The sequence below is a fragment of the Streptomyces sp. NPDC002536 genome, assembly GCF_053594995.1.
This window is the reverse complement of record NZ_JBSFWU010000149.1, coordinates 1-13238: the sequence shown is the minus strand read 5'-3', so window position 1 is coordinate 13238 and position 13238 is coordinate 1. Positions and strand designations below refer to the sequence as shown.

General features: G+C 72.0%; 13 protein-coding genes. 10 read left to right on the top strand and 3 right to left on the bottom strand.

Annotated elements, in window-relative coordinates; all coding sequences use genetic code 11:
- A partial coding sequence (locus ACWD4B_RS32855) for a hypothetical protein (protein WP_451424195.1) occupies positions 1–51 on the bottom strand: 51 nt, incomplete at its 3' end.
- 40 nt (positions 52–91) lie between these two features.
- Here ACWD4B_RS32855 and ACWD4B_RS32850 point away from each other — a divergent pair.
- Both ACWD4B_RS32850 and ACWD4B_RS32845 read left to right on the top strand, forming a co-directional pair.
- Complete coding sequence (locus ACWD4B_RS32850) at positions 92–400, top strand: hypothetical protein (protein ID WP_451424194.1); 309 nt, start codon at positions 92–94, stop codon at positions 398–400.
- Positions 397–1884: a DUF5719 family protein gene (locus tag ACWD4B_RS32845; protein WP_451424193.1), complete on the top strand. Its 1488-nt coding sequence runs from the start codon at positions 397–399 to the stop codon at positions 1882–1884. Before ACWD4B_RS32850 ends, ACWD4B_RS32845 begins: the two co-directional genes overlap by 4 nt.
- Positions 1885–1927: 43 nt before the next feature.
- On the opposite strand, the gene ACWD4B_RS32840 is transcribed toward ACWD4B_RS32845, so the two are convergent.
- On the bottom strand, positions 1928–2413 hold the full coding sequence (locus ACWD4B_RS32840) for a metallopeptidase family protein (RefSeq protein ID WP_336417246.1): 486 nt from the start codon (positions 2411–2413) through the stop codon (positions 1928–1930).
- Between the two features lie 274 nt (positions 2414–2687).
- On the opposite strand from ACWD4B_RS32840, the gene ACWD4B_RS32835 reads away from it, so the two are divergent.
- From ACWD4B_RS32835 to ACWD4B_RS32810, 6 genes are all read left to right on the top strand, one after another.
- On the top strand, positions 2688–3128 hold the full coding sequence (locus ACWD4B_RS32835) for a DUF3499 domain-containing protein (protein WP_451424192.1): 441 nt from the start codon (positions 2688–2690) through the stop codon (positions 3126–3128).
- A gap of 73 nt (positions 3129–3201) precedes the next feature.
- On the top strand, positions 3202–4560 hold the full coding sequence (locus ACWD4B_RS32830) for a phosphomannomutase/phosphoglucomutase (RefSeq protein WP_451424191.1): 1359 nt from the start codon (positions 3202–3204) through the stop codon (positions 4558–4560).
- A 63-nt stretch (positions 4561–4623) separates the two neighbouring features.
- Positions 4624–4809, top strand: coding sequence for a Trm112 family protein (locus ACWD4B_RS32825; RefSeq protein WP_414168904.1), 186 nt, complete (start codon positions 4624–4626; stop codon positions 4807–4809).
- 75 nt (positions 4810–4884) lie between these two features.
- Positions 4885–6051, top strand: coding sequence for an SIS domain-containing protein (locus ACWD4B_RS32820; RefSeq protein ID WP_451424190.1), 1167 nt, complete (start codon positions 4885–4887; stop codon positions 6049–6051).
- Positions 6052–6119: 68 nt separating this feature from the next.
- Positions 6120–7340 carry a mannose-6-phosphate isomerase, class I gene (gene manA / locus ACWD4B_RS32815; protein WP_451424189.1) on the top strand — a complete coding sequence of 407 codons (1221 nt, stop codon included), beginning with the start codon at positions 6120–6122 and terminating at the stop codon, positions 7338–7340.
- A complete protein-coding gene (locus ACWD4B_RS32810) occupies positions 7337–8245 on the top strand; it encodes a cation diffusion facilitator family transporter (RefSeq protein WP_451424188.1) in 909 nt (302 codons plus the stop codon). The genes manA and ACWD4B_RS32810 overlap by 4 nt, the downstream gene beginning before the upstream one ends.
- A 28-nt stretch (positions 8246–8273) precedes the next feature.
- Here ACWD4B_RS32810 and ACWD4B_RS32805 read toward each other — a convergent pair whose 3' ends face one another.
- Complete coding sequence (locus tag ACWD4B_RS32805; RefSeq protein WP_451424187.1) at positions 8274–10253, bottom strand: fructose-specific PTS transporter subunit EIIC; 1980 nt, start codon at positions 10251–10253, stop codon at positions 8274–8276.
- Positions 10254–10637: 384 nt separating this feature from the next.
- Between ACWD4B_RS32805 and ahcY the strand changes: the two genes are divergently transcribed.
- Together ahcY and ACWD4B_RS32795 are read left to right on the top strand one after the other, a co-directional pair.
- Positions 10638–12095, top strand: coding sequence for an adenosylhomocysteinase (ahcY, locus tag ACWD4B_RS32800; RefSeq protein WP_451424186.1), 1458 nt, complete (start codon positions 10638–10640; stop codon positions 12093–12095).
- Between the two features lie 108 nt (positions 12096–12203).
- Positions 12204–12818: a hypothetical protein gene (locus tag ACWD4B_RS32795; RefSeq protein ID WP_451424185.1), complete on the top strand. Its 615-nt coding sequence runs from the start codon at positions 12204–12206 to the stop codon at positions 12816–12818.
- Positions 12819–13238 lie beyond the last annotated feature (420 nt).

Sequence of the window (13238 nt, the reverse complement as noted above, 5' to 3'; positions counted from 1 at the left end):
GACGCAACGGTGGCCGTCGCGCATGAGCCGCCGCACCAGGTTGGCGCCCATCCGGCCGAGCCCGACCATTCCGATCTGCAGGGGCGAGTCCGTGGCGGCCGACCCGTACGCCGCCGTCCCGCACCAGCAGCCGTACACGGAGTACGGCGAGTGGGACGCCCACAACCCCGACGATGCCCAGAACCCCCCGTACCAGCAGCCCGGTTACGGCACCGGTTACGACCAGGGCTACGACCCTTCGTACCCGGCCCAGCCCCAGCCCCAGCAGTACGACTCACCGGGCCAGGCCCCGTACCCGCAGGACCCCTACGCGGCCGGTTCGTACGGTCAGTACGACGTCTACGACCCGTACGGCTACGGACATCAGCAGCCCCACCGTGACGGGAGCGAGCAGCAGTGAAGCGCACGACCCTCTCCCTGTTCGCCATGACGGCGGCACTCGCCGCCGTCACCGGTGTCGTCGTGCTCACCGACCCGTCAGACGTTTCCGCGCCGGGCGGCAAGAGCGGTCAGACCGTCACGGGCGCGAAGGCGCCCGTGCAGCGGTCCGCGCTGGTGTGCCCGGCGCCGACGTCGTCCGACGTGGGGGACACGACGTACACCGCTTTCACGCCGACCGGAGGCAAGGGCACGGGGAAGCCTGCGGACCTGCTGCCCGCGGCGGGCGGCAAGAGCGGCAAGAACGACGGCAAGCCGGTCCTCTCCCTCAAGGAGCCCGGCAAGCCGGTCACGGCCACGACCGACCGCTCGGACGCACCGGCCCTCTACGGCGCCGCCGACGGTCCGCTCGCCCCCGGCTGGACGGCGCAGCAGACCACCACCATCAGCGCGGGCAGCGGGCGCGGGCTGCACGGTCTGACGTGCACCCCGCCCGACACGTCCTTCTGGTTCCCGGGCGCGAGCACCGCCAAGGGACGTCAGGACTACGTCCACCTGACCAACCCGGATGTCACGCCGGCCGTCGTCGACCTGGAGCTGTACGGCAAGGACGGCCGCATCAAGGCGCCTTCGGGGGAGGGCGTCACCGTTCCGCCGCGCACGACCGTGCCGGTGCTGCTGTCGACGCTGACGGATGCGCCTGCGGACGACCTCACCCTTCACGTGGCGGCCCGCTCGGGCCGCGTGGGTGCCGCGGTGCAGGCCTCCGACGAGAAGGCCGGCGGCGACTGGCTGCCGCCGTCCGCCGACCCGGCGGCGGACGCGGTGCTGCCCGGCATCCCCGCCGACGCCACGTCCGTGCGGCTCGTCGCCCACGTGCCCGGCTCGGACGACGCGGACGTCGGCCTGCGCCTCGTCGGGCCGAACGGCACGATCTCCCCGGCCGGCCACGAGTCGCTGCACCTCAAGGGCGGCATGACGACCGCCGTCGACCTCGGCGACCTCACCCGCGGCGAGGCGGGCTCCCTGATGCTCACGGGCGGCAGCGGCAGCACCCCGGTCGTCGCCGCACTGCGCGTCACGCGCGGCAAGGACGACAAGCAGGAGACGGCGTTCATCCCCGCCACCTCCGCGATCGACGGACGCGGCACCGTGGCGGACAACCGCGCCAAGGCCGCCACGCTGTCGCTGACCGCACCGGGCAAGGCGGCCACGGTGCGGGTCACGTCCTCGGCGGGCAGCGACGGCGGCTCACCGGTGACCAAGACGTACACGGTCAAGGCGGGAACGACCCTCGCCTTCGAACCTCCGCAGCCGGACGGGGCCAAGGGCTCCTACGCGGTGACGGTGGAGAAGACGGGCGGGGGACCGGTGTACGCGTCGCGGATGCTCGCCCTGCCGAAGGACGGCGTCCCGATGTTCACGATCCAGCCTCTCCCCGACGACCGCTCCACGGTGGCGGTCCCGGAGGCGAAGACGGACCTGTCGTTGCTGAACCGGGGCTGAGGAGCCCCGACCGGCCCCAGCCGGCCCGCAGTTGCCGTACCGCTCAGTCCTGCCCGTACCGCGGATCCACCGACTCGGGCGCGAGCCCCAGGAGTTCGGCGACCTGCTCCACCACGACCTCGTGGACGAGCAGGGCCCGCTCGTCCCGCGTCTTGGTGCGGATCTCCACCGGCCGCCGGTAGACGACGATCCGGTCGGGGCTGTCGCCGTGGGCGGGGACGTACCGCCCGAGCGGCACGGTGTCCCCGTCGAGCAGCGCGGCGAGGGCCTCGGCCTCGTCGCCCCCCACGGGCACCTCCCGGACCACGAAGTCCACCGACGCCAGCTGCGGCCACCGCCGCTCCAGCCGCTCCGCGGAGTCGTGCACGAGGTCGATGAACGCCTCGGCCCGGCTGACCGACAGCGGCACCTGGGGCGGGGCGACCGGTCCGCGCATACCGCGCCCGTGGCGGTCGCGGTGGCGGGGGCGCGGGGGCGTCGGCCCGGGGTGCCCGCCGGCGTCGGTCGGGGGAGGTACGGGGCTGTCCATCACTCCTGAGAGTATCCGTCGGCGGCCCGTGTACACGCCGTGGCCACGCATCTCATCGCATGTCGCCGGATGAACGTTTCGGCCGTCTCTGCGAACGTTTTCGGCCGTGTGCTGAGCCGCCCGTCGCATGCGGAATGACACTATGTGTTCCGGGTGATGACGTTTTCTCCGTCCACCCCGCACCGTGTTCCTCGTCTCGTGTACGGGTCAACCAGGCGCTTTGACAACGGTGTCCACCGGACGAACCGGGACGACACGGAGGGGTGAGCCGGGGGTGAGTCGTCGCGGCCCGCTCAAGAGTGCGGTACCGTCCCACCTCGTGAGCCCTGTACGTCGCTGTTCGCGCACCGCGTGCGGCCGCCCGGCCGTCGCGACGCTGACGTACGTCTACGCCGATTCGACCGCCGTCCTCGGTCCGCTCGCCACCTATGCCGAACCCCATTGCTACGACCTGTGCGCCGAGCACTCCGAGCGTCTGACCGCCCCGCGCGGCTGGGACGTCGTCCGCCTCGCGGTCGACAGCGGTCCCGCCCGCCCCAGCAGTGACGACCTCGAAGCCCTCGCCAACGCCGTGCGCGAGGCGGCCCGTCCGCAGGAGCGCACCGCCGGTCCGGGCACCGCGCCGGGCGTCATGGGCCCGGGCGGTCGCGACGCCAACCCGATGGAGGTCGCCCGCCGGGGTCACCTCAGGGTGCTCCGCTCGCCCGACTCCTGACAGTGCGTACGCCCGTTGTCCCACCCGGCAGGTAGGTTTGGTGTCCCGAATCGCACTCAAGGAGGGGTCGGCTGTGGCTGATCTGTCGCAGATCGTGAAGGCGTACGACGTGCGCGGCGTCGTCCCCGAGCAGTGGGACGAGAAGCTGGCCGAACTGTTCGGCGCCGCCTTCACCCAGGTCACGGAAGCCTGTGCGATCGTCGTCGGCCACGACATGCGGCCCTCCTCGCCCGGCCTGTCGCAGGCCTTCGCGCGCGGCGCGGCGGCCCGTGGCGCGGACGTCACCCTGATCGGCCTCTGCTCGACCGACGAGCTCTACTTCGCCAGCGGCCAACTCGGCCTGCCGGGCGCCATGTTCACGGCCAGTCACAACCCCGCGCAGTACAACGGCATCAAGATGTGCCGCGCGGGCGCGGCCCCGGTCGGCCAGGACACCGGCCTCGCCGAGATCCGCGCCCTCGCGGAGGGCTGGCTGGAGAGCGGCGCCCCCGAGCCCGTGGCCGTCTCCGGCACCGTCACCGAGCGGGACGTCCTCGCGGACTACGCGGCGCACCTGTGCTCCCTCGTCGATCTCGGCCGGATTCGCCCCCTGAAGGTCGTGGTGGACGCGGGCAACGGCATGGGCGGCCACACCGTCCCGACCGTCCTCGACGGCCTGCCGGTCGACCTGGTGCCCATGTACTTCGAACTCGACGGCACCTTCCCGAACCACGAGGCCAACCCCCTCGACCCGAAGAACATCGTCGACCTCCAGGCCAAGGTCCGGGAGACGGGCGCCGACATCGGCCTCGCCTTCGACGGCGACGCCGACCGCTGCTTCGTCGTGGACGAGCGCGGCGAGCCCGTCTCGCCCTCCGCGATCACTGCCCTCGTCGCCGCCCGCGAGCTGGCCAAGCACCCCGGCGGCACGATCATCCACAACCTGATCACCTCCTGGTCGGTGCCGGAGGTCGTCGGGGAGCACGGCGGCAGGGCCGTCCGCACCCGCGTCGGCCACTCCTTCATCAAGCAGGAGATGGCCGCGCACGGCGCCGTCTTCGGCGGCGAGCACTCCGCCCACTACTACTTCCGCGACTTCTGGAACGCCGACACCGGCATGCTCGCGGCCCTCCACGTCCTGGCGGCGCTCGGCGGCCAGCCCGGCCCGCTCTCGGAGCTCGTCCGGCAGTACGACCGCTACGCGGCCTCCGGCGAGATCAACAGCACCGTCGCCGACCAGGCCGGCCGCAGCGCGGCGGTCCGGGCCGCGTACGAGGACCTGCAGGGCGCCGAGCTCGACGAGCTGGACGGCCTGACCGTCACCACGCCCGACTGGTGGTTCAACCTCCGCGCGTCCAACACCGAGCCCCTCCTCCGCCTCAACGTGGAGGCCCGCGACGCGGCCACCGTGGCCCGCGTGCGGGACGAGGTCCTGGCGATCGTCAGGGCGTGAGGGCGCCGGGTCCCCGGCGGTAGGCTGACCACACAGAACCGCACATCCCCGAAGGGAATCCCCATGCCGCTCGAAGCCGGTCTCCTGGAGATCCTCGCCTGCCCGGCGTGCCACGCCCCCCTCCGCGAGGAGAACGCGGCCGAGGAGACCCCCGAGCTGGTGTGCGAGAGCCAGAGCTGCGCCCTGGCCTACCCCGTCCGCGACGGCATCCCCGTCCTGCTCGTGGACGAGGCACGCCGCCCCGCCTGACCCGCCTGATCCCACCGCCTGCCGCAGGCGGCCGGGCACACCCGCATCCCCTCGGCGATCGGAGGCTGAGCAACGGTGTTCGACGAGTCGCTCCTCGATGACCCCGACGGCCTCTCCCGCGCCGATCTGCACGGCCTGCTCCGCGGCGCCGCCGAATCCGGCGCCCGGGTCCGCACGGCCGTGCGGAACGCCACGGAGGCCGGTATCGGCTCCCTGCAGCCGGACGGCCGCCCGCGCGCCGTCCTGGTCGCCGGGCCCGGCCCGGCCGCCGGCTCCACGGCGGAGCTGCTCTCGGCGCTCGCCGACGGCAGCTGCCCCGTCGCCCTGATCCGCCCGGCGGGCGTGGCCCCCGCCCCCGGCGCCCTGCGCTGGACGCTCCCCGGCTGGACGGGCCCGCTCGACCTGCTCCTCGTCGCCAGCCCGGACGGCACGGAGCCGGGCCTCGCCCTGCTGCTGGAACAGGCCTACCGGCGCGGCTGCACCGTCGTCTCCGTCAGCCCCGCGGGCTCCCCGCTCGCCGAGGCCACCGCCCAGGTCCGCGGCCTGGCCGTGCCGCTCACCGCCACGCCGTACGAGGCCGCCATGGCCGGCGGCACCGCGGACGACGAGGGCGCCCGGGCCGTGCTGCCCTCCGGTCCCGGCACCCTCTGGTCGCTGCTCACCCCGCTGCTCGCCCTCGCCGACCGCATCGGCCTGTGCACCGCGCCGCCCGAGGCCCTGGAGTCGCTCGCCGACCACCTCGACCAGGTCGCCGAGCGCTGCGGCCCCGCCATCGCCACCTACAGCAACCCGGCCAAGACCCTGGCGGCCGAGGTCGCCGACACCCTCCCGCTGATCTGGAGCGAGGGCGAGCTCGCCGCCGCGGCCGGCCGCCGCTTCGCGACCGTCCTCGCCGCGCTCGCCGGCCGCCCCGCGCTCGCCGCCGAGCTCCCCGAGGCGCTCACCGCGCACGGCGCCCTGCTCTCCGGGGTCTTCGCCGCCGGGGCGGACCCGGAGGACTTCTTCCGCGACCGGGTCGAGGAGCAGGAAGCCGCCCTGCACGCCCGCGTCGTCCTGCTCCGCGAGCGCGAGCCCGACGTCACGTCGCCCGCTCCCGCCGCCCGCGAACTCGCCCTGCACCGCGACACCCCCGTCAGCGAGCTGGAGGCGACCGAGAGCAACAGCGCCCTGGAGACCGCCGCGGAGCTCCTCGCCATCACGGACTTCGCCGCCGTCTACCTCGCGCTCGCCTCCACGCCGTAGCGGGGCCGGCACCCCGCCCCAGGTCGTCCCCCGACAGCCCACCCAGGACAGTCAGGAACAGAGCACCCATGGACCTTCTCGCCAACACCGTGCGCCCTTATGCCTGGGGCTCCACCACCGCGATCCCCGGGCTGCTCGGCGTGGACCCCACCGGCGAGCCCCAGGCGGAGCTGTGGATGGGCGCCCACCACGGTGCGCCCTCCCGCATCGACCGGGGACAGGGGCCCCGCGCCCTGTCCGAGGTGATCGCCGCCGACCCCGAGGGCGAGCTGGGCACCGGGCCCGTCGCACGCTTCGGCCCCCGGCTGCCGTTCCTGCTGAAGATCCTCGCCGCGGCCTCCCCGCTCTCCCTGCAGGTCCACCCCGACCTCGCCCGGGCCGCCGCCGGCTTCGCGGAGGAGGAGGCCCGGGGCATCCCCCTCGACGCCCCCCACCGCAACTACAAGGACGCCAACCACAAGCCCGAACTGATCTGCGCCCTCACCCCGTTCGAGGGTTTCTGCGGCTTCCGCGCCCCCGAGGTGACGGCCGGCCTGCTCGGTGCGCTCGGCGTCGACTCCCTCGTCCCGTACGCCGACCTCCTGCGGGCACACCCGGAGGAGGCCGCCCTGCGCGAGGTCCTCGCCGCCGTCCTCAGCGCCGAACCCGAGGCCATGGCCAAGACGGTGGCGGAGGCCACCGCCGCGGCGGAGCGGCTCGGCGCCGTCGACGGCCCGTACCGCGAGGCGTACGCCGCCTACGCCTCCCTCGCCCACCACTACCCCGGGGACCCGGGCGTCATCGCGGCCATGCTCCTCAACCACGTGCGCCTGCTGCCCGGCGAGGCCCTCTACCTCGGCGCCGGAGTCCCGCACGCCTACCTCGAAGGCCTCGGCGTCGAGATCATGGCCAACTCCGACAACGTCCTGCGCTGCGGCCTGACCCCCAAGCACGTCGACGTCCCCGAACTCCTGCGCGTCGTCCGCTTCGAGGCGTCCGACCCCGAGGTGCTGCGGCCCGAGGCCGACGCCGAGGGGGAGGAGGTCTACGACGCCCCCGTGCAGGAGTTCCGGCTCTCGCGCTACGTCCTGGCCCCCTGCGCGAGCAACGACGGCGAGGGCACCGCGCTGCCGTCCGGCGCCGCGCAGATCCTGCTGTGCACCTCCGGCACGGTCGTCCTCCGCAACACCGAGGGCCGTGAACTGCTCCTGGACCCGGGCATGTCCGCCTTCGTCCCCGCCGACGAACGCGTCGTGCTCCTCGGTGAGGCGACGGTCTTCCGGGCCACGGTCGACGGCGGCGCCGCATGAGTGCAACGGGCGGCACGAAGGCCATCGTCGCCGCGCTCGGCGCCAATCTGGCCATCGCAGTAGGGAAGTTCATCGCCTTCGCCTTCAGCGGCTCGTCGTCCATGCTCGCCGAAGGCGTCCACTCGGTCGCCGACTCCGGCAACCAGGCCCTGCTGCTGCTCGGCGGCAAGAAGGCCCGGAAGCAGGCGACCGAGGAACACCCCTTCGGCTACGGCCGCGAGCGCTACGTCTACGGATTCCTCGTCAGCATCGTCCTGTTCACCATCGGTGGCGTCTTCGCGCTCTACGAGGGCTACGAGAAGATCAGGAGCCCGCACGCACTGGAGTACTGGTACTGGCCGGTGGGCGTGCTCGTCTTCGCCGTCGTCGCGGAGGGCTTCTCGTTCCGCACGGCCGTCAAGGAGGCGAACGAACTGCGGGGCGGGCAGTCCTGGAGCTCCTTCGTCCGCACGGCCAAGGCGCCCGAACTCCCGGTCGTGCTGCTGGAGGACTTCGGCGCCCTGATCGGCCTCGTCCTCGCGCTGGCGGGCGTCGGCCTGACGCTCCTCACCGGCGACGGGGTGTGGGACGGCATCGGCACGCTGTGCATCGGCGCCCTGCTGGTCGTGATCGCCCTCGTGCTGGCGGCCGAGACCAAGTCCCTGCTGCTGGGCGAGGCCGCGGGACCGGAACAGGTGGCCAGGATCCGCGCGGCGGCGGTGGACGGGGAGACCGTCACGTCGGTCATCCACATGCGCACCCTCCACCTGGGCCCGGAGGAGCTCCTGGTGGCCGCCAAGATCGCGGTCCGCCACGACGACACGGCGGCCCAGGTGGCCCGCGCCATCGACGAGGCGGAGGCACGCATCCGCGAGGCGGTGCCGATCGCGCGGGTGATCTACCTGGAGCCGGACATCAGGCGCTGAGGCAGGGCCGGGGCCCGGGCCCCGGCCCTCAGCGGATCTCCTCCAGGACCCCCAGTACCCCGTCCGTGCCGGGTGCTTCCAGCAGGCGCTCCCGGAACCCCGTGTCCAGCAGCTTCCGCGCCAGCAGCGCCAGGATCCGCAGGTGCTCGTCCCCGGCGGCGGCCTCCGGCACCGCGATCATGAAGATGAGCCGCGCCCGCGTCCCGTCGAGCGCCCCCCACTCGATGCCCGCGCCGGACCGGGCGAAGGCGACGACCGGAGCCGACACCGCATCGGTCTTCGCATGCGGGATCGCGATCTCCTCGCCGAGCCCGGTCGTCCCGAGCTCCTCCCGCGCCAGCGCGGCGGCCGTCAGCGCGTCGACATCCGTCACCTTGCCGGTGGCGGCGAGGAGTTCGGCCATCTCCCGGATGGCCGCCTCCTTGTCCTCCGCGGCCAGCCCGAGGCTCACCGTCTGCCCGGTGAGATACCCCGAGAGCACCTCCGGCCGGGCCGTGGGCGCCACGACCGCCTCGGCCGCAGGGGGCGCGGCAGCGGGACCACCGGCGGCAACGGGCGTGCGCCCGAGCGACATCAGCGTGACCGTCGTCAACGCCGTGACCACCGAACCGATGACCACGGCGACGAAGAACATCGGCACTCCGCTCACCGCGCCCAGCACCGCCACGATCGGCCCGCCGTGCGGCACGCTGTCCTGCACCGCCGCGAGGCCCGCGATCGCCCCCGCCACGGCACCGCCCAGCATGTTCGCCGGAATCACCCGCGCAGGCCGGGCCGCAGCGAACGGAATCGCCCCCTCCGTGATGCCGAAGAACCCCATGAACAGCGCGGCCAGCCCGGTCTCCCGTTCCTGCTCGTCGAACATCCGCCGCCGCAGCAGCGTCGCCAGCCCCTGCCCGAGCGGCGGCACCGGAATGGCGGCCGCGCACATGCCCATGATCTCGGGGTTCTTGGAGACCAGCCCCGCGCCGAACAGGAACGCCGTCTTGTTGACGGGCCCGCCCATGTCGAAGGCGATCATCAGCCCCAGGAGCACGCCGAGCAGCGCCGCACTCGCCCCGGTCAGGCTGCCCAGCCAGGTGGTGAGGTGCTCGAAGACCCAGGCGATGGGCCGGCCGACCACATAGATGAAGAACAGGCCGAGGGCGGAGGTCGCCACGACCGGGATCACGATGATCGGCATGATCGGCCGGACGAACCGGGGAACCCTGACCTTCTTGATCCACAGCACCAGGTAGCCGGCCAGGAAGCCCGTGACGATCGCGCCGATGAAGCCCGCACCCGACTTCGAGTCGTACAGCGCACCGGTGTTGGCGATCCAGCCCCCGACCATGCCGGGCACCAGCGCCGGGCGGTCGGCGACGGCATAGGCGATGTAGCCGGACAGGATCGGCACCATCAGCGTGAAGCCGATGACACCGATGTCGTTGACGTGCTTCCAGAACGAACCGTCCGGAATCACCAGCCCGCCACTCGCGTTGGGGTGCCCGCCCAGGGCAAGCGACACCGCGATCAGCAGACCGCCGACGACGACGAACGGAATCATGTACGAGACGCCGTTCATCAGCGCCTTGTACGTGACCCCGCGCCCCTTCCCGGCTTCGCCGCCCGCAACTCCGGCCAGGATCCCGCCCCCGGCGCCGCCGCCCTCGTGAACCGGTGCGGACTGCACCCGCTCGATCAGCTGCTCGGGATGGTGAATCCCCTCCGCGACGCCGACGACCAGCACCCTCTTGCCGGCGAACCGGCTGCGGTCGACGTCCTTGTCCGCGGCGATGATGATGCCGTCGGCCTGGCTGACATCGTTGTCGGTGAGGACGTTCTCCGCGCCGATCGACCCCTGGGTTTCCACTTTGATGTCGTGGCCGAGGGCCTGCGCGGCCTGCACCAGCTTCTCCGCGGCCATGTACGTATGGGCGATACCGGTGGGGCACGCGGTCACCGCGAGCAGCTTGAGCCGTCGCCCGCTCGTCCCCGCGGCGGGGGGAGGACCGGCTGGACTGGTCACATGGATCTCCTCACAACTCGCGTTGACGGCATCCTGCAGCACGGGAGGGACGGAGCAAAACGAGAGAGACCAAGGTCATTGCCGCAGCCGGAACCTGACGGTCCGCCGGATTGCCGCCCCGGGCGGCCCGATCGGGGCCGGGAAGGGGCTGGGGTTCACCGCCGCACCCGGTGTAGATTCGGGGCAGAGCCAGACGTCGCTGCTGATGGCGGTCGGGCGGCCCGCGCGACGGACCGGCCGAGGGAGAGAGGGCCTCCGACGGACTGCGCTGCGGTCAAGGGCGATTCAACCAGTGTGGATCAGTGTGTCCGCACGCATGCAGCCCGGCCGCGTGCACAGCCGCAGGCACCTACCCTCGCTCGACCTTCAGGAGGAGCAGCCCGTATGTCCACCACCTCCCAAGGCCAGGACTTCAAGGTCGCGGACCTGTCCCTGGCAACTTTCGGCCGCAAGGAGATCACCCTCGCCGAGCACGAGATGCCCGGTCTGATGGCGATCCGCAAGGAGTACGCGGCGGCGCAGCCGCTCAAGGGCGCGCGGATCACCGGCTCGCTGCACATGACGGTGCAGACGGCCGTGCTGATCGAGACCCTGGTGGCGCTGGGCGCCCAGGTCCGCTGGGCGTCGTGCAACATCTTCTCCACCCAGGACCACGCAGCGGCCGCGATCGCGGTGGGCCCGCAGGGCACCCCCGAGAACCCGCAGGGCGTCCCGGTCTTCGCCTGGAAGGGCGAGACGCTGGAGGAGTACTGGTGGTGCACGGAGCAGGCGCTGACCTGGGCCGGCACGCCGACCGGCGGCCCGAACATGATCCTCGACGACGGCGGTGACGCCACGCTCCTGGTCCACAAGGGCGTGGAGTACGAGAAGGCGGGCAAGGCCCCGTCGGTGGACACCGCGGAGAACGAGGAGCACCGCGTCATCCTCGAGCTCCTCAACCGCACCCTCGCGCAGTCCCCGCAGAAGTGGACGCAGCTGGCCTCGGAGATCCGCGGCGTCACGGAGGAGACCACCACCGGCGTCCACCGCCTGTACGAGATGCACCAGGCCGGCACGCTCCTCTTCCCGGCGATCAACGTCAACGACGCCGTCACCAAGTCGAAGTTCGACAACAAGTACGGCTGCCGCCACTCCCTCGTCGACGGCATCAACCGCGCCACCGACGTGCTCATCGGCGGCAAGGTCGCGGTCATCTGCGGCTACGGCGACGTGGGCAAGGGCTGCGCGGAGTCGCTGCGCGGCCAGGGCGCCCGCGTGATCGTCACCGAGATCGACCCGATCTGCGCCCTGCAGGCCGCGATGGACGGCTACCAGGTCGCCACGCTGGACGACGTGGTGGAGACCGCCGACATCTTCGTCACCACGACCGGCAACAAGGACATCATCATGGCCGGCGACATGGCCCGGATGAAGCACCAGGCCATCGTGGGCAACATCGGCCACTTCGACAACGAGATCGACATGGCCGGCCTCGCGGCCGTGCCCGGCATCGTCAAGGACGAGGTCAAGCCCCAGGTCCACACCTGGACCTTCCCCGACGGCAAGGCGATCATCGTCCTCTCCGAGGGCCGCCTGCTGAACCTGGGCAACGCGACCGGACACCCCTCGTTCGTGATGTCCAACTCCTTCGCGAACCAGACGATCGCCCAGATCGAGCTCTTCACCAAGCCCGAGTCGTACCCGACCGACGTCTACGTCCTGCCCAAGCACCTGGACGAGAAGGTCGCCCGCCTCCACCTCGACGCACTCGGCGCCAAGCTCACCGTGCTGCGCCCGGAGCAGGCGTCGTACATCGGTGTCCCGGTCGAGGGCCCGTACAAGCCCGATCACTACCGCTACTGACAACACCATCAGCCGCCGGATCCGGCAGAGCCGGGAGAAGCAGAGCTGATAGAACAGGCCTCCGCCCCCTGGGCGGGGGCCTGTCCGCTTTCCGTCAAGGACCCCACCATGCCTCGCGGCCGTTACTCCCTGCACGACCCGCACGACCACACCCCCCTCGGTGAAGAGCGCTTCCACTGCGCCACCGGCCCCTCCGGCTGGCGCTACGTCTCACAGATCACCACCCCCTCGGGCGACCCGGCCGGCTCCGTCGACCTGGCGATCGACGATCTCGGCCGCCCCATCCGTCTCCAGCTCCAGGCAGGGGACTGGCAGGTGCGCGGCGCCGCCCTGGAAGGCGTCACCTGGGTCCGCACGGATGCGACCGGTGAACACGCATCGGAAGGCAACGTCCGCGCGCACGCCTTCACCAGTACGTCCCCCGCCTTCTACGTGGCCGTGTCCCGCCTCCTCCGCCTCTCCTCCGGCGCCCCCGCCACCCGGATCCGCCTGGTCGCCTTCACGTCCCCCGTCCTCGCCCCCCTCACCGTCGACCAGGCGTGGGCGCTGAAGGGAAGGACAGCACACCCCACTGACAACGGCCTGCTGGAAGTGGACGAGTACCAGGTCAGCGCCCTGGACACGGGCGAGCAGCACACGGTCCACATCGCCGGCGACGTGGTGCTCGCGGCACCCGGCATCGAACTCGAGGACCTGGAGAGCCCGCCCTCGTCGTTCACGTAGCCCGGGGACGGGCGCCCGGGTGGCGGTGGCCGATGTGCGTGAACACCAGGTGTCCTGCTAGTGTCCTTTTCACGTCGCCAAGACTGTTGACACGGACTTGGCGGGGAGGTAGATTCAAACGGTTGCGGCGAGCGGGACAGCTCGCGGGCAACGGTTGGTATCTCACCGGCTTCGGTCAGTGAAGCTCCTTCACCCGAAGCATCTCGACTCCTTATCGGAAGCGAAAAGGTCGATGTGATCGGCCGGAGCGAATCTGATAAAGTCGGCAAAGCCGGAAAGCGAAAGCCGGAAGGCACACCCCGCTCCAACAGGGGGCCGGAAACGAAATTCCGAACCGGAAACGGAACGGAAAACGGATCTGGTAAGGTTGGAGACAACGAAGGGAAGCGCCCGGAGGAAAGCCCGAGAGGGTGAGTACAA